This is a genomic window from Caldimonas hydrothermalis (assembly GCF_056746695.1).
Genome location: NZ_JBWQXA010000011.1, coordinates 87,665 through 111,963, shown reverse-complemented (window position 1 = coordinate 111,963; position 24,299 = coordinate 87,665). Strand labels below are relative to the sequence as shown.

At 69.9% G+C, this 24,299-nt stretch carries 23 protein-coding genes; 12 read left to right on the top strand and 11 right to left on the bottom strand.

The features are described 5' to 3' along the window. Positions 1 to 5: 5 nt before the first annotated feature. On the bottom strand, positions 6 to 1,187 hold the full coding sequence (locus tag AC1ECW_RS13765; RefSeq protein WP_481202053.1) for a CynX/NimT family MFS transporter: 1,182 nt from the start codon (positions 1,185 to 1,187) through the stop codon (positions 6 to 8). A gap of 1 nt (position 1,188) precedes the next feature. Continuing rightward, positions 1,189 to 1,896 carry a FadR/GntR family transcriptional regulator gene (locus AC1ECW_RS13760; protein ID WP_409703180.1) on the bottom strand — a complete coding sequence of 236 codons (708 nt, stop codon included), beginning with the start codon at positions 1,894 to 1,896 and terminating at the stop codon, positions 1,189 to 1,191. Between the two features lie 200 nt (positions 1,897 to 2,096). Between AC1ECW_RS13760 and AC1ECW_RS13755 the strand changes: the two genes are divergently transcribed. After that, the gene (locus tag AC1ECW_RS13755; protein WP_409703177.1) at positions 2,097 to 3,128 is read left to right on the top strand and encodes a TRAP transporter substrate-binding protein; all 1,032 of its coding nucleotides are present in this window, start codon (positions 2,097 to 2,099) and stop codon (positions 3,126 to 3,128) included. Positions 3,129 to 3,160: 32 nt separating this feature from the next. Continuing rightward, positions 3,161 to 4,000: an orotidine-5'-phosphate decarboxylase gene (pyrF, locus tag AC1ECW_RS13750; RefSeq protein WP_409703174.1), complete on the top strand. Its 840-nt coding sequence runs from the start codon at positions 3,161 to 3,163 to the stop codon at positions 3,998 to 4,000. A 24-nt stretch (positions 4,001 to 4,024) separates the two neighbouring features. Here pyrF and AC1ECW_RS13745 read toward each other — a convergent pair whose 3' ends face one another. The 3 genes from AC1ECW_RS13745 to AC1ECW_RS13735 all read right to left on the bottom strand — a co-directional run bounded on the left by AC1ECW_RS13745 (position 4,025) and on the right by AC1ECW_RS13735 (position 7,973). Next, positions 4,025 to 4,888: a putative Ig domain-containing protein gene (locus tag AC1ECW_RS13745; protein WP_481202052.1), complete on the bottom strand. Its 864-nt coding sequence runs from the start codon at positions 4,886 to 4,888 to the stop codon at positions 4,025 to 4,027. Between the two features lie 275 nt (positions 4,889 to 5,163). Beyond that, positions 5,164 to 7,473 (bottom strand): xanthine dehydrogenase family protein molybdopterin-binding subunit, encoded by a 2,310-nt coding sequence (locus AC1ECW_RS13740; protein WP_481202051.1) that lies wholly within the window; start codon positions 7,471 to 7,473, stop codon positions 5,164 to 5,166. Next, entirely contained in the window at positions 7,470 to 7,973 is a 504-nt protein-coding gene (locus tag AC1ECW_RS13735; protein ID WP_481202050.1) for a (2Fe-2S)-binding protein, read from the bottom strand. Before AC1ECW_RS13735 ends, AC1ECW_RS13740 begins: the two co-directional genes overlap by 4 nt. A gap of 145 nt (positions 7,974 to 8,118) precedes the next feature. Here AC1ECW_RS13735 and AC1ECW_RS13730 point away from each other — a divergent pair, with 145 nt between their 5' ends. Continuing rightward, on the top strand, positions 8,119 to 9,126 hold the full coding sequence (locus AC1ECW_RS13730) for a porin (RefSeq protein ID WP_481202049.1): 1,008 nt from the start codon (positions 8,119 to 8,121) through the stop codon (positions 9,124 to 9,126). Positions 9,127 to 9,133: 7 nt separating this feature from the next. On the opposite strand, the gene AC1ECW_RS13725 is transcribed toward AC1ECW_RS13730, so the two are convergent. The 3 genes from AC1ECW_RS13725 to AC1ECW_RS13715 form a co-directional block, all read right to left on the bottom strand. Next, positions 9,134 to 9,904, bottom strand: a complete 771-nt coding sequence (locus tag AC1ECW_RS13725) for a class II glutamine amidotransferase (RefSeq protein ID WP_409707707.1) — start codon at positions 9,902 to 9,904, stop codon at positions 9,134 to 9,136. 98 nt (positions 9,905 to 10,002) lie between these two features. Then, positions 10,003 to 12,189, bottom strand: coding sequence for a malate synthase G (locus AC1ECW_RS13720; protein WP_409707704.1), 2,187 nt, complete (start codon positions 12,187 to 12,189; stop codon positions 10,003 to 10,005). Between the two features lie 45 nt (positions 12,190 to 12,234). Further along, complete coding sequence (locus tag AC1ECW_RS13715) at positions 12,235 to 12,972, bottom strand: haloacid dehalogenase type II (RefSeq protein WP_409707701.1); 738 nt, start codon at positions 12,970 to 12,972, stop codon at positions 12,235 to 12,237. Between the two features lie 106 nt (positions 12,973 to 13,078). Here AC1ECW_RS13715 and AC1ECW_RS13710 point away from each other — a divergent pair, with 106 nt between their 5' ends. Further along, positions 13,079 to 14,014: a LysR family transcriptional regulator gene (locus tag AC1ECW_RS13710; RefSeq protein ID WP_409707698.1), complete on the top strand. Its 936-nt coding sequence runs from the start codon at positions 13,079 to 13,081 to the stop codon at positions 14,012 to 14,014. 2 nt (positions 14,015 to 14,016) lie between these two features. Next, the gene (locus AC1ECW_RS13705; protein WP_409707695.1) at positions 14,017 to 14,472 is read left to right on the top strand and encodes a DUF2214 family protein; all 456 of its coding nucleotides are present in this window, start codon (positions 14,017 to 14,019) and stop codon (positions 14,470 to 14,472) included. Here the strand turns inward: AC1ECW_RS13705 and AC1ECW_RS13700 are convergent, their stop codons facing one another. Then, on the bottom strand, positions 14,473 to 14,751 hold the full coding sequence (locus tag AC1ECW_RS13700; RefSeq protein ID WP_409707692.1) for a PsiF family protein: 279 nt from the start codon (positions 14,749 to 14,751) through the stop codon (positions 14,473 to 14,475). Positions 14,752 to 14,783: 32 nt separating this feature from the next. Further along, positions 14,784 to 16,148: a serine/threonine-protein kinase gene (locus tag AC1ECW_RS13695; RefSeq protein ID WP_409707689.1), complete on the bottom strand. Its 1,365-nt coding sequence runs from the start codon at positions 16,146 to 16,148 to the stop codon at positions 14,784 to 14,786. Positions 16,149 to 16,265: 117 nt separating this feature from the next. Between AC1ECW_RS13695 and argS the strand changes: the two genes are divergently transcribed. The 7 genes from argS (at position 16,266) to AC1ECW_RS13660 (ending at position 23,562) form a co-directional block, all read left to right on the top strand. Further along, on the top strand, positions 16,266 to 17,951 hold the full coding sequence (argS, locus tag AC1ECW_RS13690) for an arginine--tRNA ligase (RefSeq protein ID WP_481202048.1): 1,686 nt from the start codon (positions 16,266 to 16,268) through the stop codon (positions 17,949 to 17,951). A gap of 60 nt (positions 17,952 to 18,011) precedes the next feature. Next, positions 18,012 to 18,605 carry an SPOR domain-containing protein gene (locus AC1ECW_RS13685; RefSeq protein WP_409710318.1) on the top strand — a complete coding sequence of 198 codons (594 nt, stop codon included), beginning with the start codon at positions 18,012 to 18,014 and terminating at the stop codon, positions 18,603 to 18,605. A 94-nt stretch (positions 18,606 to 18,699) separates the two neighbouring features. Continuing rightward, positions 18,700 to 19,344 (top strand): thiol:disulfide interchange protein DsbA/DsbL, encoded by a 645-nt coding sequence (locus AC1ECW_RS13680; protein WP_409710315.1) that lies wholly within the window; start codon positions 18,700 to 18,702, stop codon positions 19,342 to 19,344. Positions 19,345 to 19,446: 102 nt separating this feature from the next. Beyond that, positions 19,447 to 20,022, top strand: a complete 576-nt coding sequence (gene lptA / locus AC1ECW_RS13675) for a lipopolysaccharide transport periplasmic protein LptA (RefSeq protein ID WP_481202047.1) — start codon at positions 19,447 to 19,449, stop codon at positions 20,020 to 20,022. A gap of 5 nt (positions 20,023 to 20,027) precedes the next feature. Next, a complete protein-coding gene (lptB, locus tag AC1ECW_RS13670) occupies positions 20,028 to 20,795 on the top strand; it encodes an LPS export ABC transporter ATP-binding protein (RefSeq protein WP_481202046.1) in 768 nt (255 codons plus the stop codon). Positions 20,796 to 20,810: 15 nt separating this feature from the next. Beyond that, entirely contained in the window at positions 20,811 to 22,322 is a 1,512-nt protein-coding gene (locus AC1ECW_RS13665; protein ID WP_481202045.1) for an RNA polymerase factor sigma-54, read from the top strand. Positions 22,323 to 22,326: 4 nt separating this feature from the next. Continuing rightward, positions 22,327 to 23,562 carry a THUMP domain-containing class I SAM-dependent RNA methyltransferase gene (locus AC1ECW_RS13660; RefSeq protein WP_481202044.1) on the top strand — a complete coding sequence of 412 codons (1,236 nt, stop codon included), beginning with the start codon at positions 22,327 to 22,329 and terminating at the stop codon, positions 23,560 to 23,562. On the opposite strand, the gene AC1ECW_RS13655 is transcribed toward AC1ECW_RS13660, so the two are convergent. Then, positions 23,541 to 24,293, bottom strand: a complete 753-nt coding sequence (locus AC1ECW_RS13655) for a 5'-methylthioadenosine/adenosylhomocysteine nucleosidase (RefSeq protein WP_409707959.1) — start codon at positions 24,291 to 24,293, stop codon at positions 23,541 to 23,543. The genes AC1ECW_RS13660 and AC1ECW_RS13655 overlap by 22 nt on opposite strands. Between the last annotated feature and the right edge of the window lie 6 nt (positions 24,294 to 24,299).

Here is a 24,299-nt window from a genome sequence, read left to right as displayed (position 1 = left end):
GGCGTTCAGCGCGCCTCGATGAGGCGATTCTGGGCAGCGAACCACCCGGCCGCAGCCGCCCCCAGCGTGACCGCCGTGAACAGCGGCCCGGCGGCCGACCAGTCGCCCAGCAGGTCGTGGCTCAGGCCCAGAGCCAGCGGGCCCAGCGAGGCCAGGGTGTAGCCCACGCCCTGCGACATGCCCGACAGCCGTGCCGCGGTGGGCGCATCGGGCGAGCGCAGCACGATGAGCAGCAGCGCCACACTGAACTGCCCGCCCTGCCCCAGACCCTGCAGCACGGCCCACAGCCACAGGCCCTGCAGCGGCCCGGCCACACAGCCCAGCCAGCCCACCAGCGCCAGGCCCAGCATCAGCAGCAGGGTCGGCCGCTGGTCGCGCCCCAGCCGCATCGCGATCCAAGGGCCGGTGAAGGCGGTGACGAGCTGCACCAGCACCGACACCGACACCACCAGGCCCGCCTGCAGCGGCGCCACGCCGCGATCGATCAGGATGGGCGGCAGCCAGCCGAACACGCAGTAGGCCAGGGCCGACTGCAGGCCCATGTAGAGCGTCACGGCCCAGGCCAGGCGGTCGCGCCACAGCGGCGCACCCGGCGGCATCGGCGCGGCGCCGGCCTGGGGGCGCACCTGGGGCCACCACAGCGCCGCCGCGGCCACGGCGAGCACGGCCCAGGCGGCCAGAGCGCCCCGCCAGCTTCCGTCCAGCGCGTCCATCAGCGGCACCGTGGCGCCGGCGGCCATCGCGGCGCCCAGGCACAGCGCCATGGTGTAGACGCCCATCATCGTGCCGATGTGCCGGGGAAAGTCGCGCTTGATCAGGCTGGGCAGCAGCACGCCGATCACGCCGATCGAGGCGCCGGCCAGCAAGGCCCCGAGGAACAGCCCGGTGACGCCCAGCACCGCCCGCAAGGCCGTGCCCGCGGCCAGCACCAGCAGCACGACGAAGACGGTGCGCTCCGACCCCAGGCGGGCGGCCAGGCGCGGTGCCAGCGGCGCGAACAGGCCCAGGCACAGCACCGGCAGCGTGGTCAGCAGGCCGGCCGCGGTGGCCGACAGGCCCAGGCTCGCCTGGATCCAGGCGAGCACCGGCGAGACGCTGGACAGTGCCGGGCGCAGGTTGAGGCTGACGAGGACGAGGCCAGCGATCAAGAGGCCCACGCAGCGGGCGGGACGGGGGGCAGCGGTCAACTCAGGCTTCCGGGGACGCAGGCGGCGGGGGCAGGGGGTCGAGAGCGTCGAGGATGGGTTGGAGCAGCTCGCGGGCGGCGCGGGCCGCGCCTTCGGGGTCGCGGCGGGCGATGGCCTCGGCCACGGCCGCGTGCGCCGCGTAGTCCGGCTCGGGCAGGTCGGGGCGGGCCATCATGCCCTTGAGCGTGGCCCGCACGGCGCGCGCGAAGAAACCATAGAGCTTGCCCAGCGCCGGGTTGTGCGCGGCATCGACGACGGCGCGGTGGAAGGCCAGGTCGTGCTCGATGAAGACGTCCTTGCGCCGCTTGTCCGGCCGCTCGCCGCGCAGCGCCAGGGCGGCGAAGATGCGCTCCTGGTCCTCCGGCGTGCGGCGCTGGGCGGCCAGCCGGGCGGCCTCCACCTCCAGCATCGCGCGCACCTCCAGGTGCTCGCGCAGCGAGGCGCCGCTCAGGCCCTGGGCCATGTCGGTGGTGTCGAGCGCCGAGCGCACATAGGTGCCGTCGCCCTGGCGCACTTCCAGCACCCCGCTGAAGGCCAGCACGCGCACGGCCTCGCGCACCGTGTTGCGGCTCATGCCCAGCTCGGCGGCCAGTTCGGGTTCGATGGGGATGCGCTCGCCCACACGCCACACGCCGCGTTCCAGCCGCTGGCGCATCGCGTCAACGGCGACGTCCACGAGGGAGCGTCGAGGAGGGGTGGGCGTGTCCATGGGCGGCTTCAGTCATTCATCGGATGATTGTAGGACGCGATGCGCCCGGGCGCCGGCCTGGCAGCGCAAAGCAGTCCCACCCGGGCGGCGTGCAATGACGCCATTCGCACCGATCTGCGCGGGTCTCCCGGTTTGTCCCAGTGTGGCGGCAGCGCGGCGCGCCTACGATGCGCTTGACGCGTCCGATAGGAGACATTCTCATGAAAACCTGGATCCAACGCGGCCTCGTGGCCGCTGCCGCCACCCTGGCGCTGTCGGCCGGGGCGCAGGAGGTCACGCTCAAGTTCCACCACATCTGGAACACGCAGGCCATGGCCTCGCAGCGTGTCATCACGCCCTGGTGCGACAAGGTCGCGGCCGAGTCGAACAACCGCCTGAAGTGCCAGATCTTCCCCGCCATGTCGCTGGGCGGCACCCCGCCCCAGCTCGTGGACCAGGTGCGCGACGGCGTCACCGATCTCACCATCACCTTGCCGGGCTATACCGCCGGGCGCTTCCCGATGATGGAGGTGTTCGAGCTGCCCTTCATGACGCGCTCGGCCGAATCCGGCGCGCAGGCTGCCTGGGACTATCTGCAAAAGCATGCGCTGAAGGAATTCCCCGGCACCAAAATCCTCGCCGTGTGGGTGCATGACCAGGGCTATGTGCACACGCGCGATCGGCCCGTGCGCACGCTGGCCGACTTCAAGGGCCTGAAGATGCGCGCGCCCACGCGCCAGACCAACAAGCTCTTGACCAAGCTCGGCGCCTCGCCGGTGGGCATGCCGCTGCCGGCCATTCCCGAGGCGGTGAACAAGGGCGTGATCGACGGCTTCCTGCTGCCCTGGGAGGTAATGCCCTCGCTGCGCCTGCAGGAGATGGTGAAGTTCCATGCCGAGACCGATCCGGCCAAGCCTGCGCTGTACTCGGCCGTGTTCATCTTCGGCATGAACCAGGCGAAGTACGACAGCCTGAGCGCCGACCTGAAGGCGGTGATCGACCGCAACAGCGGCATGGCGCTGTCCAGGCAGATCGGCCAGATCTGGGACGACAGCAAGGCGGCGGGCCGCAAGGCCGCGGTGGACCGGGGCAACACCTTCTACATGGTGCCGGCCAGCGAGCTGGAGAACTGGATCGCGGCCTCGGCCTCGCTCTATGACGAATGGGTGGCCGACATGGACAAGCGTGGGGGCAGCGGCAAGGCACTGCTGCAAGACGCGCGCGACCTGCTGGCCAAGTACGGCGGCAAGTAGGGCCTACAGGAGGGCCCTTCTACAATCGGGGCATGCCTTTCATCGACCAGCTCCACGCCGCCGAACGCCTCAATGACTCGCTGATGTGCGTGGGGCTGGACCCCGATCCGGCCAAGTTCCCGCCGCCCTGGCGCGGCGATGCCTCGCGCATCTTCGACTTCTGCGCGGCCATCGTCGAGGCCACACGCGACCTGGTCATCGCCTACAAGCCGCAGATCGCCTACTTCGCCGCCCACCGCGCCGAAGACCAGCTCGAGCGGCTGATGGCCCATATCCGCACGACAGCGCCTCAGGTGCCGGTGATCCTCGACGCCAAGCGCGGCGACATCGGCGCCACCGCCGAGCAGTACGCCCGTGAGGCCTTCGAGCGCTACGGGGCCGATGCCGTCACGCTCTCGCCCTTCATGGGCTTCGATTCCATCGAACCCTACCTGCGCTACCCGCACAAGGGCGCGATCCTGCTGTGCCGCACCTCCAACCCCGGCGGCTCGGACCTGCAGAACCAGCGCCTGGCCGAGGTGGACGGGCAACCTCGCCTGTACGAGCACCTGGCTCGCCTGGCCCAGGGCCCCTGGAACACCACCGGCCAGCTCGGCCTGGTGGTGGGCGCCACCTTCCCCGCCGAAATCGCCCGCGTGCGTGAGCTGGCCCCCACCGTGCCGCTGCTGATCCCCGGCGTGGGCGCCCAGGGCGGGGACGCCACCGCTACCGTGAAGGCCGGCTACCGCGAGCAAGCCGGCCGTATCACCGGCCTGGTGGTGGTCAACGTGGGCCGCAGCGTGCTCTATGCGAGCAGCGGCCCCGACTTCGCCGCGGCCGCGCGGCGCGCAGCAATGGCCACGCGCGACGAACTCAACGCGGCGCGGCGCTGAGCCGGGCTGCGGCGAAAGCGGAGTTCAGTTGGAGGCCTGGACTTGGATGTAGACGGAACGCGCAAGCGTGTACGTAAGCCCCGCCCGGGTGACAGAGACATTGATGCCGATGCGCCCTTCCCAAGGAACCGCGGCAATGCCCGATACGACGCCAGTGTGAGGATCCAGCGCCAAGCCTTGCGGCACCACCGCACTGCCCTCTCCGTTGTCGGCCACAGAAAAAGCCAAGGTTGCCTCTTCCGGAATGCCAAACAGGTCTGGAGTGACGGTGATACTCCCGCCGACTTGCAGCGGTGCGGGATAGGGATAGCTCACGTGGTAGGGCGGGGCAGCAACCAAAGGGGTGTAGACGTCCGACAGGAAGAAGCGCGTTCGTCCTTCGCGCGTGATTGTGGCTGCGACCCGGAAGTACCCTGCGCTGTCGGCGACGACCGGACGGCCGCTGATGGTGCCTGTTTGAGTGTCGAACACCAAACCTTCAGGCAGGGTTCCCTCCAGGCTAAATGCGTAGGTATCGCCCTCTCTCGGGATGGAGGTGCCGTTGCCGAACTGGGGCAAATAGCTCACCGGCTCTCCCCACGCCATGGGGGTCTGTAGTTCATCGATCTGTGGATAGCGAAGCTGAGGCTCCAACGAGCTCAGCCGGAGGTCTGTATCGACATGTCCTGAATAGCCCTCGACCGTGAGTCGGACCGTGGCCTCGAACACACCGGTGTCAGAGGTGGTACCTGAGATCGTGCAATTCCGGTTGACCACCAGGCCAGGGGGCAGCGCGCCGCCGACCAAGCGGCACCGGGGCGTGTTGCCCTCCAGGCCAGTGATGAGGGGTGTCATGGCTACCTCATGCCAGACGACGATGGGGGTGCCTGAGTCGTAGCTGAAATCCACCGACAGATCCTCATTGTCACCGCCACCGCCACCGCCACCGCCGCCGCAAGCGGCTATCAGGCCTGCTGCAAGAAGCCCGACGCCTCTACCGGCGACTCGTCGCCATGATCCCACGCTCTCCATGTGTTTCCCTCAAGGTCCGCTGTGTTTTTGGCGTGAGGAGCATAGACGCAAGGGGTTGGATGTCGATCCCCACAAAGGGGGTGTCGGAGATGTTCTCTTCTGTTCTCTTCTTTTCTCAACCGACGGGCTGCAGCCGGATGCAAAGGACGGGCTCAGACCGCGGGGAGTCCCAGCAACGGCAGCCGCCGCACCCGCTCGCCCGTCAGCACAAACAAGGCATTGACCAAGGCCGGCGCAGCCGGTGGCGTGGCGGGCTCGCCCACGCCGCCGGGCGGCAGGGTGCTGGGCACGATGTGGGTTTCGATCACGGGGGTCTCGGCCAGCGTGAGCAGGCGGGCGGTGTCGAAGTTCTTCTGCACCACCTCGCCGTGGCGGATGTCCACCCGCCCGTAGAGCGCAGCGCTCAGCCCGAAGATCACGCCCCCTTCCATCTGCTGGGCCACGATGCCGGGGTGCACCACCGTGCCGCAGTCGATCGCGCACACGACGCGGTGCACGCGCGGGCGGCCGTTGTGCAGCGACACCTCCATCACCTCGGCGACGATGGAGCCGAAGCTTTCGTGCAGGGCCACGCCGCGGGCGCGGCCGGGGGGCAGCGGCCGGCCCCATTGGGCCTGGTCGGCAGCAAGCTGGAGCACGGCGGCAAAACGCGGGTGCCTGTCCAGCAGGCTCAGGCGGAAGGCCACCGGGTCCTGGCCGGCTTCGTGGGCCAGTTCGTCGATGAAGCACTCGGTGAAGAAGGCATGGTGGGAATGGCCCACCGAGCGCCAGTAGCCGATGGGCACGCCGCTGCGTGTGGCCTGTTGCGCGATGCGCTGGTGAGGCACGTCGTAGGGCAGGTCGAAGAAGCCCTCGGCGGCCGTCTTGTCGGGTGCGTCGAAGCGCGTGGCCCAGGCCGGGCGGTTGCGTGCGATCCAACGCGGCGTGATGGCGTCGCCGGCCACGGTCATGCGCAGGGCCTGGGGGCGGCCGCGCGCGTCCAGCGCGGCACGCATCACGGCCACGCCGGCGGGGCGGTAGAAGTCGTGGGTGAAGTCTTCCTCGCGCGGCCACACCAGTTGCACCGGGCGACCGCCGGTTTCCATGGCGACGCGCACGGCCTGGGCCACGTAGTCCACGTCCAGGCGACGGCCGAAGCCGCCGCCCAGCAGCGTGACGTGCAGCTCGACAGCCTGCACGTCCACGCCGGCCACGCGCGCGGCCACCTCGCGGGCGAAGGTGGGCGCCTGGGTGGGGGCCCACACGGTGACGCGGCCGTCGCGCACCTGGGCGGTGCAGTTCATCGGCTCCATCGTCGCGTGGGCCAGGTAGGGGGCGTGGTAGACCGCCTCGTGATGGCGCGCCGCCGCTGCTTCGGCCGCGTCCACATCGCCGCGGCGATGGAAGGGCAGGCCGGCCGCGGCCTGCTGCGCCTGGCGGGCGGCCTGTTCCAGGGCCTGGTCGATGCGCTCGGTGTCGAGCAGGCCCAGGGCCGGGTCGTGGGGCGGGGGGCGCCACACCACGTCCATCGTGCGCGCGGCCTGCATCGCATGCCAGGTGCTGCGCGCCACCACGGCCACGCCCGAGGTGGCCCCGGCCGTGCGGCCCAGGCGCACCACGCGCTCCACGCCGGGACGGCGCAACGTGGCATCGACATCCACCCGGGCCGGGCTGCCGCCGATCATCGGACAGTGGCGCACCACGGCGTAGAGCAGGCCCTCGGGCTTGACGTCCATGCCAAAGACCGCCGAGCCGTTCACCTTGGCGGGCACGTCGGTGCGCAGGGGTTGCCGGCCGATCAGTTGCCAGGCTTCTCGCGGTTTGACGCGGATGTTGCGCGCGCTGACGGTCAGCGCCGCAGCCTGCCGCGCGAACTCGCCGAAGTGCCCGCGCATCCCCGACTCGTGTTCGATGACCCCGCCCACGATGCGCAGCTCGTCCACCGGCAGCCGCCATTGCAGCGCGGCGGCCCCCAGCAGCTCGGCACGCGCCGTGGCCGCGGCCAGTGGCAGCACTTCCCAGGCGTCGGCGATGCTGGACGACCCGCCGGTCACGTTGATGCCCAGCTCGCGCGCCAGCTTGGCCACGAACCAGCGGCCGGCGCGCACCGTGTGTGTCTCATGGCCGGGTTCGCGGTCGTCGGGGTGGAAAGGCAGGGCACCCAGGAACATCGCGACGTTGCCATACAGCGATTCGGGCCCGGCCTGTTCGAGCCGGATGCGCTCCAGGCCGATATCGAGCTGCTCGGCCACCAGCATCGGCAAGGCGGTGTGCACGCCCTGGCCCATCTCGCTGCGGTTCATCGCCAGCACGACCTGACCGTCGGCCGCGATCTTGAGCCAGCCGTTGAGCCGGACCTCGCGGTCGTTCGACGTCAGGGAGCCGCGGCGCCCGATGCGGTCGCGCACCGGCCAGGCCCCCCAGCCCACCACCAGCGCGCCACCGGCCGCCGCGGCACTGAGCAGGAAGTGCCGGCGCTTCATGCGGACTTGAGCTTCAACGGCGGGCGCACAGGCCGCGCCGGCCGCATCTGCACCGCGGCCGTGCGGATGGCCTCGCGCACGCGCGGATAGGTGCCGCAGCGGCACAGGTTGGTGATCGCCGCATCGATCTGCGCATCGGTGGGCTCGGGCGTGCTCTCCAGCAGGGCCGCCGCGGCCATCAGCATGCCGCTTTGGCAGTAGCCGCACTGGGGCACCTGGTGGGCGATCCAGGCGGCTTGCAGCGGATGCGGGGCCTGCGGCGTGCCCAGGCCCTCGATGGTCTGGATGGACCGCCCGGCCACCGAGGCCAGTGGCGTGACGCACGAGCGCACGGCCCGGCCGTCCACCCGCACGGTGCAGGCCCCGCAGGCGGCGATGCCGCAGCCGAACTTCGTGCCGGTGAGCTGCAGCACATCGCGCAGCACCCACAGCAGGGGCATCGACGGATCCGTGGCCTCGTCGGGCACGGTGTGGGGGCGGCCATTGATCTGCAGCTGCATGAGGAATTCAGCGAAAGCTCAGAGGTTCAGGGATTGTGACCCGGAATCGGGCGCTTCCGTTTTCTGGGCGCTCCATGGCATGGGCACAGCTCTTGCGTACACAACGGTGCAACGTCTTGTGCAACCTTTGAGGAGTGAACACATCATGAAGTTGTCTTCCCGTCATGCCGCCCGGCTCGGCGCGGCCGTGGCCTTCGGCATGGGCGCCTGTGCGGGCGCACAGGCCCAGTCGTCCGTCCAACTGTACGGCTTGATCGACATGGCCGTCGGGTCCTACGAAACCAGCGGAAGCCCGCGCCTGGGCCGGGTCGAGTCCGGCGGCATGACCACGAGCTACATCGGCTTCAGCGGCAAGGAGGACCTGGGCGGCGGTCTGGCGGTCCACTTTGCGCTGGACCACTTTCTGCGGGCTGACACCGGAGAGGCAGCGCGCTTCAACGGCGACACCTTCTGGGCCCGCAATGCGAACGTGGGCCTGAGCGGCAGTTTCGGGACCGTCACGCTGGGACGGCGGTCCACGCCGATGTTCGTCTCGACGCTGCTGTTCAACCCCTTCGGTGACTCCTTCGGCTTCTCGCCGGCCATCCGCAGCTACTACGGCGGCACGGGCACGCTGGCGGGCGACTCGGGCTGGAGCAACGGCATCACCTATGCCTCGCCGCGCTTGGGCGGCCTGAGCGCCACCGTCACCTACGCCCTGGACGAGACGCCCGGCGCGCGCGATGCCAACATCGGCGGCAACGTGCTGTATTTCGCCGGCCCGCTCGGGCTGAGCATCTCGGCGCAGCGTGTCCAGGCCGTGTTCGACAGCGGCGACGAGACGGCCGTGCAGCTGGGTGCCAGCTACACGATCGGTGCGGCCAAGCTGTTCGGGCAGTACGGTCAGATCCGCGAAGACCAGGGTGCGGTGGACAGCAAGGACAAGATCTTCCAGCTCGGCGCGTCCTACAAGATCCGCGAAGGCGCGGTGCTGGCCTCCTACGGCTCGCGCAAGACCACCGGCACCACCGAGTCGAAGCGTGACATCGCCAGCCTGGGCTACGACCACTTCCTGTCCAAGCGCACCGACGTCTACGCGGTCTACATGTACGACAAGATCCGCGACACCGACAGCGGCAACACGGTGGCCTTCGGCATCCGCCACCGCTTCTGAGCTTTTGTCAGGACCGGGTCAGCCTCGGCAGGGGCTGCCCGTCCACAAAGGCGATCAGCTCTCCCGGCGCAAAAGCGGTCCAGGCCTCGTCGCAGGTGAGCGGCTCCGTCACGATCACGGCCACCCGGTCCTGGGGCGATGCCAGCTCGGCGAAGTTCACGCTCAGGTCCTCGTCCTGCAGCCGGGCCGCTCGGAAGGGGTGCTCGCGCACGAGGTAGTGCAGGCGCGTCGAGCAGTGGGCCCACAGCGCATGTCCATTGCTCAGCATGAAGTTGAACGTGCCGTGCCGCGCGACCTGAGGCACCAGTTCGGCCAGGGTCTCGGTGAGCTGGGCCGGCGTGGGCACCATCGCATGGTTCTTGGCCAGCTCCTGCATCAGCCAGCAAAAGGCAGCCTCGCTGTCGGTGTCGCCCACCGGCCGGAAGGCCGCATGCAGGCGGGGGACAAAGCCCTGCAGGTCGCCGTTGTGGGCGAACACCCAGTAGCGTCCCCAGAGTTCTCGCACGAAGGGGTGGCAGTTCTCCAGCCGCACGTCGCCTTGGGTGGCTTTGCGGATGTGGGCGATCACGTTCGTGCTGCGAATCGGGTAGCGACGCACCAGCTCGGCCACAGGCGAGTGCAGGGCGGCTTGCGGGTCCACGAAGAGCCGCACGCCCTTGCCTTCGAAAAAGGCGATGCCGAAGCCGTCGGCATGCTCGCGCGAGCGCGTGGCGAAGCCCGTGAAGCTGAACACGATGTCGGTGGGGGTGTTGCAGTTCATGCCGAGCAACTGGCACATGGGACGATGCGGCGAAGAAGACCTCGACCCCCGCATTGTGCCCCCCCGGAGGCGGGACCACAGACCCGGCTGTGGCCACGCCTCAACGCCAACCCGTCTCAGCTGGCAGCGCCGGCCTTGACGCGCAAGCGCCAAGCATGCAGCAGCGGCTCGGTGTAGCCGCTGGGCTGCTCCACGCCCTTGAAGACCAGATCCAGGGCAGCCTGGAAGGCGGCGCCCTCGGGGTGGGCCACCAGGCTCTTGTAGGCGGGGTCGCCGGCGTTTTGACGGTCCACCACCGCGGCCATGCGGGCGAAGGTCTCACGCACCTGGGCCTCGCTCACGACGCCGTGCAGCAGCCAGTTGGCGATGTGCTGGCTGGAGATGCGCAGCGTCGCACGGTCTTCCATCAGGCCCACATTGTGGATGTCGGGCACCTTGGAGCAGCCCACGCCCTGGTCGATCCAGCGCACCACGTAGCCCAGGATGCCCTGCACGTTGTTGTCGAGCTCCTGCTGCTTCTCGGCGGCGGACCAGTTCGGGCTCGGGGCCACCGGCACTTGCAGCAAGTCGTTCAGGATCGCATCGCGTTGCGCATCGGCGTCGATGTTTTCCAGCTCGCGCTGGACCGCCGCCACGTCCACCTGGTGGTAGTGCAGCGCATGCAGCGTGGCGGCGGTGGGCGAGGGCACCCAGGCGGTGTTGGCGCCAGCCTTGGGGTGGGCGATCTTCTGTTCGAGCATCGCGGCCATCAGGTCGGGCATGGCCCACATGCCCTTGCCGATCTGGGCGCGCCCGCGCAGGCCGCACTTCAGGCCCACCAGCACGTTGTTGCGCTCGTAGGCGGCGATCCACTTCGTGGTCTTCATGTCGCCCTTGCGCAGCATGGGGCCGGCGCGCATGGCGGTGTGGATCTCGTCGCCGGTGCGGTCGAGGAAGCCGGTGTTGATGAAAGCCACGCGGCTGGCCGCCGCGGCGATGCAGGCCTTCAGGTTCACGCTGGTGCGGCGCTCCTCGTCCATGATGCCCAGCTTGACGGTGCTGTCGGGCAGGCCCAGCAGTTGCTCGACGCGGCCGAACAGCTCGCTGGCGAAGGCCACCTCGGCCGGGCCGTGCATCTTGGGCTTGACGATGTAGACGCTGCCGGTGCGCGAATTGCGCAACCCGCCCTGGCGCTGCAGGTCGACGAGCGCGATGGTGGTCGTGATCACCGCGTCCATGATCCCTTCCGGGATTTCCTTACCGCCGTCGTACAGGATGGCCGGGTTGGTCATCAGGTGACCCACGTTGCGCACGAACAGCAGTGAGCGGCCATGCAGCACCACCGGTCGGCCGTCGGGCCCGGTGTACTCGCGGTCGGGGTTCATGCGGCGCGTGAAGGTCTTGCCGCCCTTGGAGACCTCCTCGGTCAGCGTGCCTTGCAGGATGCCCAGCCAGTTGCGGTAGCCGGCCACCTTGTCGGCCGCATCCACCGCGGCCACCGAGTCCTCCAGGTCCAGGATGGTCGACAGCGCGGACTCCAGCACCACATCGGCCACGCCGGCCGGATCGGTGGCGCCGATGGCGCTGTGGCGGTCGATGCGGATCTCCACGTGCAGGCCGTGGTGGCGCAGCAGCACGGCCGAGGGGGCGAGCGGCTCGCCCTGGTAGCCGACGAACTGGGCCGGGTCTTGCAGGCCGGTGCTGCCGCTGCGCAGCGTCACACGCAACTGGCCGCCTTCGACGCGGTAGCCGGTGGCGTCCTTGTGCGAGCCCTGGGCCAGCGGCGCGGCCTGGTCGAGGAAGTTGCGCGCGAATGCGATCACCTTGGCGCCGCGCACCGGGTTGTAACCCGTGCCCTTTTCGGCACCGTCGGTCTCGGGGATGGCGTCGGTGCCGTACAGCGCGTCATACAGCGAGCCCCAGCGCGCGTTGGCGGCGTTGAGCGCATAGCGGGCGTTCAGGATGGGCACCACCAGCTGCGGCCCGGCCTGCACGGCCAGCTCGTCGTCCACGTTGGCCGTGGTGGCCTGCACGTGCGCAGGCTGGGGCAGCAGGTAGCCGATGCGCTCCAGGAAGGCGCGGTAAGCCGGCAGATCGGTGATCGGGCCGGGGTGGGCGGCATGCCAGGCGTCGAGCTCGGCCTGCAGGCGGTCGCGCTCGGCCAGCAGCGCCGCATTCTTCGGGGCCAGATCGTGCACGATCGCATCGAAGCCGGCCCAGAAGGCGCGGCTGTCCACCCCGGTGGCCGGCAGCACCTGGTCTTCGATGAATCGGTACAACTCGGTGGCGACTTGCAGTCGATGGACGGTGGTGCGGTTGCTCATGGGTCGTGTCCTCGGATGAAAGAAGAAGGGGATCGGGCCGGGGGCTCAGGGGCGGGCGGGGCGGGGCGCCACACCGTCGACCAGGGCCAGCAGCTCGCGCAAGTGGCGGCCCTCGTAGCTGGGGGCGGTGCCCAGTTCCTCCGGCGCTGCGCCGCTGCGGTTGAGCCAGAAGGTGGTGTAGCCGAACCAGGTGGCGCCCACTGCATCCCAGCCGTTGCTGGAGACGAACAACACCTGGCGGGGCGTCAGCGTGGGCTGGCGGCGACGCAGCACCTCCAGGCCCAAGGCATAGACGCGCGGGTCGGGCTTGAAGCAGCGCACCGGCTCGACGCTGATGACATGGTCGAGCACGTCAGCCAGACCGGCGCTCTTGACGGCCACCTCCAGCATCGCCGGGTCGCCGTTGCTCAGGATGCCGGTGGGCAGCCCCCGGGCGCGCAGGGCCCGCAGCGTCTCGCGGTTTTCGGGGAAGGCGCTGAGGTGGCGGTACTGGTTCATCAGCCGCTCCTCGCGTTCGCGCGACAGCGGCAGCCCCAGGCGCGCACAGGCGTGGCGCAGCCCGTCGCGCGTGAGCTCCCAGAAGGGCCGGTAGCGCGCGCCCTGTGCATCGGCCATGCTCACCAGCCGGGTGTATTCGATCTGCTTGTCGCGCCACAGCGCGGCCAGGGCCTCGCCACGGCCGGGGAAGAGCTGCTCGGCCACCAGCGCCACGCTGTACACGTCGAACAGCGTGCCGTAGGCGTCGAAAAGCACGGCCTGGAAAGGCAAGGGGGAGGTGGCCATGAGTGGCACTGTATTCAAACCAGACTCAACAATTAATCCCCGAAAAATCGCTTGATCTTTGACTTTTCGAGGCGTAGTCTGGCGGATGATTTGTGACGAATCCGTCATGGATAGACTCAAACAGATCGAATCTTTTGTCCAGGTGGCCACCAAAGGCAGCCTGACGGCGGCGGCCAACCTCGAAGGGGTGGCGCCGGCCGTGATCGGTCGGCGCATCGATGCGTTGGAGGCTCGGCTGGGCGTGAAGCTGCTGGTGCGCACGACACGGCGCATCAGCCTCACGCACGAGGGCAGTGCCTTCCTGGAGGACTGCCAGCGCCTGCTCACCGACCTGGCCAACGCCGAGGCGAGCGTCTCGGCCGGCGGCGTCAAGGCCAGTGGGCACCTGCGCGTGACCGCGCCGGCCGGCTTCGGGCGCCGCCATGTGGCCCCGCTGGTGCCGCGCTTCCTGCAACTGCACCCCGAGGTCTCGCTGTCGCTGAACCTGTCCGACCGGGTGGTGGACATCGTCAACGAGGGGTTCGACTGCGCGGTGCGCGTGGGCGACCTGCCCGACTCCAGCCTGGTGAGCCTGCGCCTGGCCGACAACCGCCGCCTGTGCGTGGCCTCGCCGGCCTACCTCCAGCGCCGGCCCGCGCCGCAGCATCCGTCCGAGCTGAGCCAGCACGACTGCCTCACCCTCAGTTCGGATGCCAGCCAGACGCGCGGCTGGGCCTTCACGGTGGACGGGGCGCTCGTCCACGTGCGGCCTCCCTCGCGCGTGGACTGCTCCGACGGCCAGGTGCTGCACGAGTGGTGCCTGGCCGGCCTGGGCCTGGCCTGGCGCTCGACCTGGGAGGTGGAGGGCGACATCGCCGCCGGCCGCCTGGTGAGCGTGCTCGACGACTTCGCTGCCCCGCCCAATGGCATCTATGCCGTCTTCGCGCAGCGCAAGCACCTGCCGCTGCGCGTGCGGCTGTGGATCGACTTCCTCAAGCACACCTATGGCGATGCGGCCTACTGGCGTCCGCCCGCGCCCGCCCAGACCCCTCAGGAGCCCTGACGATGCTGCTCGAAGCCCTGCTGGCCTATGCCCACATCGCCGCCATCCTCGGCCTGGTCGTGTTCATGACCAGCCAGGCCGCGCTGTGCCGTGTGGAGTGGATGAACGCCGCGGTGGTGCACCGCCTGGGCCGGCTGGACCGCCTGACCGACGCGGCGGCCCTGAGCGTGCTGGCCACCGGGCTGGCGCGGGCCTGGTGGGGCGCGAAGGGCTGGGACTGGGCCTGGGCGCAGCCGCTGCTGCACCTGAAGCTCACCGTCTTTGTCGCCATCGGCCTGATGGCCATCCCGCCGGCGCGGGCCTACCGCCGCTGGCGCGCGGCGCTGGCGGCCGGCCAGGGGCTCCCCCCGGAAGGGGAAGTGCGCCAGGCGCGCCGCTGGGTCATGATCCAGGCCCATGCGCTGTTGCTGCTGCCGCTGGCAGGCGCCTTGCTGGCGCGCGGGGTCTGGACGCGCTGATCAGTCCTTCCTGAGGCAGTTGCTCATGAAGGCCTTGCGCTCGTCGCCCTTCAGATCCCCGGCCTGCGTGTTGCAGGCCTTCATCTTGTCCTGTTGGGCCTTGCGCTTGTCGGTCAGGCAGTCCTTCATGAAGGCCTTGCGTTCCTCGCCCTTGAGGTCGGCGGCCTTCTGGTTGCACTCGGCCATGCGGGTCTGCTGGCGGGTGGGCTCCTTGGCTTGCTGGGCCAGGCAGGCACTGGCCGCCAGGGCCAGGGTGGCGGCGATCAGGAGGTTCTTCATGACAGGGGTCTCCAGGTGTGGAAGAAACGGCATCACAGGATGCGCTGAGGGTGTGACAAGGCTTCGTGCGCCGCATGCAGACGGCGCACCAGCACCGCGATGAAGGCCTCGTTGAAGCGGTCGCGGCAGGCCAGGCTCATGCGGCGCAGGCTCTCGGGCGTGAAGGCGATCGTGGTGGCCGGCTCGGTCACGACCACGTCGGCGGTGCGCAGCCGCGGCTCCTTGCTGGGCGCGAGATACGCCATCTCGCCCACGGTGGAGCCCGCCCCGAGGGATTCGACGCGCAGCCCGTCGCGCAGCACATCCACGGCCCCCTGCGCGATGACGTGGAAGTCGCGCCCGCGCTCGCCGCGCGACATCAGCTTGTGGCCGAAGCCGAAGCGCTGCCAGCGGGCCTGGTGCACCACCTCCCACAGCTCGACGTCATCGAAGTGGCGGAAGAAGTCCAGCGAGCGCAGCAGGCTGAAGCGTTCGGAATCGAGCACGGCCTGGAGGTTGCCGCGCGGCACCTGGCGGCTGGCGATCAAGCCGGCCAGCGCGTGGGCGAAGTCGTCCCAGTGGTCGTAGCGGTCGGCCGCAGCCTTGTTCAGCGCGCGCAGGATCACCTCGTCCACCGCGGTGGACACGCCCTGGCGGCGCTCGCTGGGCGCCACCACCGGCCCGTACAGCACCTGCTGGATCATCTCGCCCTGCGAGCGGGCCTCCACCGGCGGGTGGCCGGTGATCAGGTGGTAGAGCACCGCAGCCAGGGAATACATGTCCGATTGGGCGCTCAGCGGCGCCCCGTCGATCTGCTCGGGCGACATGTAGGCCAGCGAGCCCACGCGGTGCACCTGGGTGGTGTCGGCCTGCAGGTGCAGCACGCTGCCGAAATCGGTGAGCTTCACGTCGGTGATCTGACCGGCGCTGGTCACCGCCAGGATGTTGGCCGGCTTGATGTCGCGGTGGATCAGCCCCTGGCGGAAGACGTAGCCCAGCGCCATCGCGCACTTGAAGCCGATCTCGACGATGAGCTCCAGCGGCAGCAACTGGTCGGCCCGGCAATACGGCTTGAGCGTGGTGCCCTCGACATACTCCATCACCAGGTAGGGCTCCTCGGGCCCGTCCACCGCATCGAACAGCTGCACGATGTGGGGGTGGTGCAGCCGACCGACCAGCGAGGCTTCGGCGGCGAAAAAGCGCGAGTAGTAGCGCCCGTCCACCGGGTCGCGCAGCGCGGCAGGGCGCACCCGCTTGACGGCCACGTCGCGGTCGTGGAAGGCGTCGCGACACAGGAAGACCTCGCTGGTGGCGCCCTCGCCGAGCTTGCGCACCACCCGGTACTCGCCGATGTGGGCGGGCAGGCCGGCCGGCGGCCCGGCGGGCGTCTTGTCGGTGGGGGCAGGCGGGGGCGTCATGACCTGCGCATCATTTCATCGCGACCGGCGCCGCGCAAGCCGGGGCCGCCGCAGATGTATCGAACTGTGTCTACCTGCGGGGGCGGCCCGGGCGGGGCGCAACCGTAAAATCCCCGGATGATCCGCGCCAAGCAAGAACTCCTGGACGACCTGGCCGCCGAACTGGCGGCCCTGGCCCCCGACGCCGCTGCGGTGGCCGCCTTCGAAAGCCCCAAGCAGGCCGCACATGGTGATCTGGCGATCACCTGCGCGATGCAGCTCGCCCGAGCGCTGAAGAAGAACCCGCGCGAGCTGGCGCAGGCCCTGGTGGACGGCCTGCGCCGGCGCGAGGCCTTCGAGCGCTGGGTCGACAGCCTGGAGGTTGCCGGTCCGGGCTTCATCAATCTGCGCCTCAAGCCCGCGGCCAAGCAGGCCGTGGTGGCCGACATCCTGGCCAGTGGCGAGGCCTACGGGCGCCAGGCCGCCACCGGCCGGCATGTGATGGTGGAGTTCGTCTCGGCCAACCCCACCGGGCCGCTGCACGTCGGCCATGGCCGTCAGGCCGCGCTCGGCGATGCGATCTGCCGCCTGTTCGAGACCCAGGGCGACCAGGTCACGCGCGAGTTCTACTACAACGACGCGGGCGTGCAGATCCAGACGTTGGCGATCTCCACCCAATGCCGCATCAAGGGGCTCAAGCCCGGCGACCCCGGCTGGCCCGAGTCGGCCTACAACGGCGAGTACATCGCCGACATCGCCGCCGACTTCCTGGCCAAGAAGACCGTCAAGGCCGACGACCGCGAGTTCACCGCCTCGGGCGACCCGGACGACCTCGACGGCATCCGTCAGTTCGCGGTGGCCTACCTGCGCCACGAGCAGGACCTGGATCTGCAGGCCTTCGGCGTGAAGTTCGACAACTATTACCTGGAGTCGAGCCTGTACACCAGTGGGCGCGTCGAGCGCACCGTGCAGCGCCTCATCGAGGCAGGCAAGACCTACGAACGCGACGGCGCCCTGTGGCTGCGCACCACCGACTACGGTGACGACAAGGACCGCGTGATGCGCAAGTCCGACGGCACCTACACCTACTTCGTGCCCGATGTGGCCTACCACATCGCCAAGTGGGAGCGGGGCTACACCAAGGTCATCAACATCCAGGGCTCCGACCACCACGGCACGATCGCTCGCGTGCGCGCCGGCCTGCAGGCCGCCGGGGTGGGCATCCCCGAGGGCTATCCGGACTACGTGCTGCACAAGATGGTCACTGTGATGCGCGGTGGGCAGGAGGTGAAGATCTCCAAGCGGGCCGGCTCCTACGTGACCCTGCGTGACCTCATCGACTGGACCAGCCGCGACGCGGTGCGCTTCTTCCTGATCAGTCGCAAGGCCGACACCGAGTTCACCTTCGACGTGGACCTGGCGCTCAAGCAGAACGACGAAAACCCGGTGTACTACGTGCAGTACGCCCACGCGCGCATCTGCTCGGTGGTCGAGCAATGGCGCCAGCAGCATGGCGGCGATCTGGCCGGCTTGCCGCGCGCCGACCTCGGCCGCCTGGTGATGCCGGCCGAGGCGGCGCTCATGCTCAAGCTGGCCGAGTACCCCGGCATGCTGTCGGCGGCCGCGCGCGACCTGGCGCCGCACGACGTGGCCTTTTATCTGCGCGACGTGGCCAGCGCCTTCCACACCTACTACGCGGCCGAGCGCTTCTTGGTGGACGACGCCGAGCTGGCGCGCGCACGGGTGGCCCTGCTGGTGGCCACGCGCCAGGTGCTGCACAACGGCCTGTCCGTGCTGGGCGTGAACGCGCCGGCCAAGATGTGACACCGGGCGCTGCGCCACAATGGGGTGCATGTGCCCGTTCCTGCAAGGACAACCTTCCCGATGAAAAAGCAACGCGGCGGATTCGCCCTGGGCCTGGTGGTGGGGGTGCTGGTCGGCCTGGCCCTGGCCCTGGCGGTGGCGCTGTATGTCACCAAGGTGCCCATTCCCTTCATCAACAAGGTGCCGGCGCGCACGGCCGAGCAGGAGGCGGCCGAGGCCGAGCGCAACCGCCACTGGAACCCCAATGCCCCGCTGCAGGGGCGCAGCGCCGCGCCGCCCGCCCAGGCGCCGGCGGCCTCCCAGCCGCTGCCTGACGTGCCGCCGGGGCTGCGCCAGGGCACGGCGCGGCCGGCCGCACGCGACCCGGCGGCCATCCTCTCCGGCGCCGACCCGGCACCGGCCGCGGCCACCGAGGCGGCGCTGGTCTATTTCGTGCAGGCTGGGGCCTTCACGCGCGCCGAGGAGGCCGAGCAGCAGCGCGCCCGGCTGGCGATGATGGGCTTAAGCGCCCGCGTGACCGAACGCGAGCAGGGTGGCCGCACCGTCTACCGGGTGCGCCTGGGTCCCTTCGACACCCAGGCCGAGGCCGACCGCGCCCAGGACCGGCTCAAGAGCAACGGCATCGATGCGGCCCTGGTGCGCATGCAGCGCTGAACGGGAGGGCCCAGGCGACGGGCGGCTGAACTTGCGCTGGTCGGCCGGATCCACCCGGGCTGCGTTATGTCGTGAAGAATGAAAGGATGACTCGATGAAGCGACGCGAATTCACCACCGTTGGATGGGCGGCTGCCCTGGCGCTGGCCGGCCTGGGGTCTGGGGCGGCGCGGGCCCAGGCCCCCAAGGCGGGCAGCGATTACGTGGTGCTGCGCCCGCCCCTGGCCGGCGGTGCCGAGGGCAAGATCGAGGTCGTCGAGTTCTTCTGGTACGGCTGCCCGCATTGCAACCGCTTTCAGCCCATGATCGAACCCTGGGCTGCCAAGCTGCCGGCCGATGTGGTCTACCGCCGCGTGCCGGTGGCCTTCCGCGACGAGTTCGTCGTGCACCAGCGCATCTACTACGCGCTGGAGGCCCTGGGACAGGTCCAGGCCCTGCACAAGAAGGTCTTCCATGCGGTTCATGTCGAACGCAACCCGCTGAACAAGCCCGAGGCCATCGCCGACTTCATGGCTCGCCAGGGGGTCGATCGCGCCAAGTTCCTCGAGGCCTTCAATTCTTTCGGCGTGCAGACCAAGACCCGCCAGGCCAAGCAGATCGCCGAGGGCTACAAGATCGACGGCGTGCCGGCCATCGGCATCAACGGCCGCTACTGGACCTCCGGGGCCCTGGCCGGATCGCTGGAGCGTTCGCTGCAGGTGGCCGACTACCTGATCGGCCAGGCGCGCGCCGGCCGCTGAGCGGCCTGTTCGGCCCGCCCCGGCACGAAACCTGCTGCCGGCCCTCGCGCGAGGGCCGTTCCCTGGGCTAGAATGGCATGGAACTGCAAGTTTCATGCCGTCATGAGCCCTTCCCTCCCCCCCCTCGGACGACCCTGGCGCAGCACGCCGGGGCTGGCCCTGGCCTTGGCGCTGTTGCTGGGCCCGGCGGCCTGGGCCGAGAGCGAGCGGGACCAGCCCTTGCATTTCACGGCCGACAGCCTGCGCTATGACGATGCGCGCCGGGTGAACGTGCTGACTGGCCGGGTCGAGCTCATCAAGGGCCCCTTGGTGCTGCGCGCTGACCGGGTGGAGGTGCGCCAGTCTGCCGAAGGCCACCACAGCGCCACGGCCACCGGGGCGGCCGAACCGGCCACCTTCCGCCGCAAGCGCGACGGCGTGGACGAGCACATCGAAGGCCGCGCCAGCCGCATCGACTACGACAGCCGCACCGACACGCTGCGACTGAGCGGCCAGGCCGTGATCCGGCGCCTGCGCGGCCCGGAGCTGGCCGACGAGATCAGCGGCCAGACCATCACCTATGACAACAGGGCCGAGACCTTCAGCGTGCAAGGCGGCGCCGAGGGCAGTGCAGACGGCCGGGTGCGCGGGGTGCTGACCCCGTCGTCGTCCGGCGCAGGGCGTGGAGACGCGCGTTGACACCCTTGCGCACGCCTGTGCCGCCCGGGGAGGGCAGCCGTCTGGAGGTCTCGGGCCTGCAAAAGCGCTACGGCGCGCGTCAGGTGGTCAAGGACGTGCACCTGTCGGTCAGAAGCGGCGAGGTCGTGGGCCTGCTGGGCCCCAACGGGGCAGGCAAGACCACCAGCTTCTACATGATCGTGGGCCTGGTGCCGGTGGACGCCGGCGAGATCCGCATCGATGGCCGGCGCGTCGAGCGCCGGCCCATCCATGAGCGTTCACGCCTGGGCCTGAGCTACCTGCCGCAGGAGGCCTCGATCTTCCGCAAGCTTTCGGTCGAGGAGAACATCCGCGCGGTGCTGGAGTTGCAGCGTGACGCGCAGGGCCGGCCACTGGACGAGACGGTGATCGCGCACCAGCTCGACGAGCTGCTGGCCGAGCTGTCGATCGAGAAGCTGCGCCATGCGCCGGCCCCGTCGCTGTCGGGCGGCGAGCGCCGCCGCGTGGAGATCGCGCGGGCGCTGGCCACGCAGCCGCGCTTCATCCTGCTGGACGAGCCCTTCGCCGGGGTCGATCCGATCGCGGTGATCGAGATCCAGCGCATCATCGGCTTCCTCAAGGCGCGCGGCATCGGGGTGCTCATCACCGACCACAACGTGCGCGAGACCCTGGGCATCTGCGACCACGCCTACATCATCAGCGAGGGGCGGGTGCTGGCCCAGGGCACGCCCTCCGAGATCGTCGAGAACGCCGACGTGCGAAAGGTCTATCTCGGCGAGCACTTCCGCATGTAGGTCAGGGACGATGCGATGAAGCCCTCCCTGCAGGTCCGGCTGTCCCAGCACCTGGCGCTGACGCCGCAGTTGCAGCAATCCATCCGGTTGCTGCAACTGTCCACGCTCGAGCTTCATCAGGAAGTCGAGCAGATGCTGGAACAAAACCCCTTCCTCGAACCCGAGGACGACAGCGGCGAGCCGGTGCCGGGCCCGTCCTTGCTGCCCGAGGCGCCGGCGACCCGCGAGCGCGAAGCCCAGGCCGACGCCGAGGCTGGCGACGGCTTCGAGGCGGCCGAGGCCGGCGGGGTCGATACGCTGGAGGTCGGCGCCACCGAGCGCGATGACTGGGAGAACGGCACCGAGCGCGACGACTTCGACGGCATCGGCGAGACGCCGGCCAGCCGCAGCGGCAGCGACGACGAGCTCGACCCCATCGAGCGGGCCAGCCCCGGCATCAGCCTGCAAGATCATTTGCGCCAGCAGTTGCTGGGCATGCGCCTGTCGCCCGAAGATGCCGCCGCGGTGCAGGTGCTGATCGAGTCGCTCGACGAAGACGGCTACCTGGCCGATGCGCTGGAGGACATCGCCGCCCACCTGGCCGGCGAGGACGAGGCCTCGCGCGAAGAACTGCTCGAGCGGCTGCGCTGCGCGCTGAAGTGGCTGCACAGTCTGCAGCCCACTGGCGTGGGCGCGCGCGACCTGTCCGAGTGCCTGTGTCTGCAGTTGCGCGCCCTGCCGCGCAGCGAGGCCCAGATCATCGCGCTGATGATCTGCCAGGGCCACCTCGAGGCGCTGGCACGGCGCGACGTGAAGAAGCTGATGGCCGCCACCGGCGCCGACGAGGAGCTGATCAAGCAGGCCCAAGCCCTGATCGTGGCCTGCGAGCCCAAGCCGGGTCGGCCCTTTGCGCGGGCCGAGGCCCACATCATCGTGCCCGACGTGATCGTGCAGAAGGCCGGCCGCGGCTGGAAGGTGGTGCTCAACCCCGACGTGATGCCGCGCCTGCGCATCAACGATCTCTATGCCCAGGCCATCCGGCAGCAGCGCGGCAGCGAGTCCAGCCAGGCCCTGGGCGCCAGGCTGCAGGAGGCACGCTGGTTCATGAAGAACATCCAGCAGCGCTTCGACACCATCTTGCGCGTCTCGCAGGCCATCGTCGAGCGGCAGAAGAACTTTTTCACCCATGGCGAGATCGCGATGAAGCCCTTGGTGCTGCGCGAGATCGCCGACGAGCTGGGTCTGCACGAATCGACCATCTCGCGCGTGACCACGGCCAAGTACATGGCCACGCCCTTCGGCACCTTCGAGCTGAAGTACTTCTTCGGCTCCTCGCTGAACACCGAGGCCGGGGGCAATGCCTCCAGCACCGCGGTGCGCGCGCTGATCAAGCAGCTCATCGCCTCGGAGGACCCGGCCCGGCCCCTGTCGGATAGCCAGCTCAGCCAGATGCTCGAGGAACAGGGCATCCAGGTGGCGCGCCGCACCGTGGCCAAGTACCGCGAGGCCCTGAAGATCGCGCCGGCCAACCTGCGCAAGGCCCTGTGACCTCATGAGACTGCAGCTTTTCCTTCCGTGTGCCGGTGGCGTGGAGGCCTGGCTGGCCGAGGAGGCGATGAGCCTGCTCGGGCCCGACACCCACGGCACGATCGAGCGCGGCGGCATCGCCCTGAGCGGCGACGCGCGCGCGGTGATGGTGCTCAACCTGGAAAGCCGCCTGGCCCAGCGCGTGCTGGTGCAGCTCGCGCGCGGCCCCTATCGCCAGGAAGACGACCTCTATGCCCTGGCCCGCCAGGTGCGCTGGCCCGACTGGATGAGCCCGGCACAGACCTTCAAGGTGGACGTGACCGCCCAGCGTTCGCCGCTGCGCAGCCTCAACTTTGCCGGGCTGCGCATCAAGGACGCGCTGTGCGATGCGATGCGCGAGGCCGCCGGCCAGCGGCCCAGCGTGGACACGCGCCACCCCGACGTGCGGGTGATGCTGCACCTCACCGAACAGGACGCCACTGTCTACATCGACACCTCGGGCGAGCCGCTGTTCAAGCGCGGCTGGCGCGAGGACAAGGGCGATGCCCCGCTGAAGGAGACCCTGGCCGCCGCGATGCTGGCCGCCGCGGGCTGGCGCGGCACGCCTCAGGCCGGCGGGGCTCTGCTCGATCCGTGTTGCGGCTCGGGCACCATCGCGATCGAGGCCGCCCAGATCGCCTGCGGCATCGCGCCGGGCCTGAAGCGACGCTTTGCCTTCGAACACCTGGCGCCCTTTGCCGGGCCGCCGGCGCGGGCCCAATGGCAGGCCTTGAGGCAGGCCGCGCGCTCACGCATCCACCCACCGGCCGTGCCGGTGTTCGCCAGCGACGTGTCGTTTCGCATGGTCGATTTCGCGCGCCGCAATGCACAGCGTGCCGGCGTGGCCGATGCGATCGAATTCCATGGTGGCGACGCGCTGGAGCGGCCGGCCCCGCGCCTGAGTGAGGGCCTGGCGCGCACACTGATGCTCAACCCGCCCTATGGCGAGCGCATCGAGGCGCGCGGCAGCGTGGCGCGCAGCGCCGAGCAGACCGGCCTGGCCGACGATTTCTATCCGCGTCTGGCGGCCCACTGGAAGCGCCATTTCGGCGGCTGGACGGCCTGGGTGCTCAGCCCCGAGATGAAACTGCCCAGCCGCATGCGCCTGAAGGAGGCCCGCCGCATCCCGATGTGGAACGGCCCCATCGAATGCCGCCTGTTCCGCTTCGACCTGGTCAGCGGATCGATGCGCGGTGAGGCTCAGCCCCCCGCGGCCAGATAACGCTCGACGAGCGCCACCGAGTAGCGGCGCGCCACATCCTGGACGAAGGCGGTGAAGTCCACATGGGCCTGATCGTCGGCCCGGTCCGAGATGGTGCGCAGCACGGCCAGGGGCAGGCCGTGGTCGTGACAGACCTGGGCGACGGCCGCGCCTTCCATTTCCACCGCCAGGGCATCGGGCAGCTCGCGGCGCAGGGCCGCGCTTTCGGCGCTGGTGGACACGAAACGGTCGCCGCTGAGGATCAGCCCGCTGTGCACGGCGGGCGTGCCGATGCCGAAGGCCGCCAGGGTGTCGGCGCCGAGCACCCTGGCGGCCTCGGCGGCCACCGAACGCGCCGCCTGAAGCAGGCGCTGGCTCATCGCCGCATCGGTGCGCAGGCGCGACAGGCCGTACAAGGGCAGCTCATGCCGCGGAAAGATCGGCGAGGCGTCCATGTCGTGCTGCAACAGCTCGGTGGCCACTACCAGGTCACCCACGCGCACGCCCTCGCCCAGGCCGCCGGCCACGCCGGTGAAGAGCAGAGCCTGCGCCCCGAAGCGCTGGATGGCCAGCGTGGCCGTGGTGGCCGCGGCCACCTTGCCGATGCCCGACAGCACCGCCACGACCTCGCGGCCGCCCAGATGCCCCACCCAGAAGTCCCGACCGGCCACACGTTCACGCCGCTCGTCGGGCATCCGTTCGAGGACGGCCGCCAGCTCCTCGTGCATCGCGGCGATGAGGGCCAGCGTCATGGCTGT

Excerpts from the sequence above, each read along its gene's own strand:
- AC1ECW_RS13660 (WP_481202044.1), top strand. The coding sequence starts at position 22,327 with ATGAGACTGCAGCTTTTCCTTCCGTGTGCCGGTGGCGTGGAGGCCTGG.
- AC1ECW_RS13760 (WP_409703180.1), bottom strand. The coding sequence starts at position 1,896 with ATGGACACGCCCACCCCTCCTCGACGCTCCCTCGTGGACGTCGCCGTT.
- AC1ECW_RS13735 (WP_481202050.1), bottom strand. The coding sequence starts at position 7,973 with ATGCAGCTGCAGATCAATGGCCGCCCCCACACCGTGCCCGACGAGGCC.
- argS (WP_481202048.1), top strand. The coding sequence starts at position 16,266 with ATGATCCGCGCCAAGCAAGAACTCCTGGACGACCTGGCCGCCGAACTG.
- pyrF (WP_409703174.1), top strand. The coding sequence starts at position 3,161 with ATGCCTTTCATCGACCAGCTCCACGCCGCCGAACGCCTCAATGACTCG.
- AC1ECW_RS13730 (WP_481202049.1), top strand. The coding sequence starts at position 8,119 with ATGAAGTTGTCTTCCCGTCATGCCGCCCGGCTCGGCGCGGCCGTGGCC.
- AC1ECW_RS13655 (WP_409707959.1), bottom strand. The coding sequence starts at position 24,293 with ATGACGCTGGCCCTCATCGCCGCGATGCACGAGGAGCTGGCGGCCGTC.
- AC1ECW_RS13705 (WP_409707695.1), top strand. The coding sequence starts at position 14,017 with ATGCTGCTCGAAGCCCTGCTGGCCTATGCCCACATCGCCGCCATCCTC.
- AC1ECW_RS13680 (WP_409710315.1), top strand. The coding sequence starts at position 18,700 with ATGAAGCGACGCGAATTCACCACCGTTGGATGGGCGGCTGCCCTGGCG.
- AC1ECW_RS13755 (WP_409703177.1), top strand. The coding sequence starts at position 2,097 with ATGAAAACCTGGATCCAACGCGGCCTCGTGGCCGCTGCCGCCACCCTG.
- AC1ECW_RS13710 (WP_409707698.1), top strand. The coding sequence starts at position 13,079 with ATGGATAGACTCAAACAGATCGAATCTTTTGTCCAGGTGGCCACCAAA.
- AC1ECW_RS13715 (WP_409707701.1), bottom strand. The coding sequence starts at position 12,972 with ATGGCCACCTCCCCCTTGCCTTTCCAGGCCGTGCTTTTCGACGCCTAC.
- AC1ECW_RS13720 (WP_409707704.1), bottom strand. The coding sequence starts at position 12,189 with ATGAGCAACCGCACCACCGTCCATCGACTGCAAGTCGCCACCGAGTTG.
- AC1ECW_RS13695 (WP_409707689.1), bottom strand. The coding sequence starts at position 16,148 with ATGACGCCCCCGCCTGCCCCCACCGACAAGACGCCCGCCGGGCCGCCG.
- lptA (WP_481202047.1), top strand. The coding sequence starts at position 19,447 with ATGAGCCCTTCCCTCCCCCCCCTCGGACGACCCTGGCGCAGCACGCCG.
- AC1ECW_RS13665 (WP_481202045.1), top strand. The coding sequence starts at position 20,811 with ATGAAGCCCTCCCTGCAGGTCCGGCTGTCCCAGCACCTGGCGCTGACG.
- AC1ECW_RS13740 (WP_481202051.1), bottom strand. The coding sequence starts at position 7,473 with ATGAAGCGCCGGCACTTCCTGCTCAGTGCCGCGGCGGCCGGTGGCGCG.
- AC1ECW_RS13700 (WP_409707692.1), bottom strand. The coding sequence starts at position 14,751 with ATGAAGAACCTCCTGATCGCCGCCACCCTGGCCCTGGCGGCCAGTGCC.
- AC1ECW_RS13685 (WP_409710318.1), top strand. The coding sequence starts at position 18,012 with ATGAAAAAGCAACGCGGCGGATTCGCCCTGGGCCTGGTGGTGGGGGTG.
- AC1ECW_RS13725 (WP_409707707.1), bottom strand. The coding sequence starts at position 9,904 with ATGTGCCAGTTGCTCGGCATGAACTGCAACACCCCCACCGACATCGTG.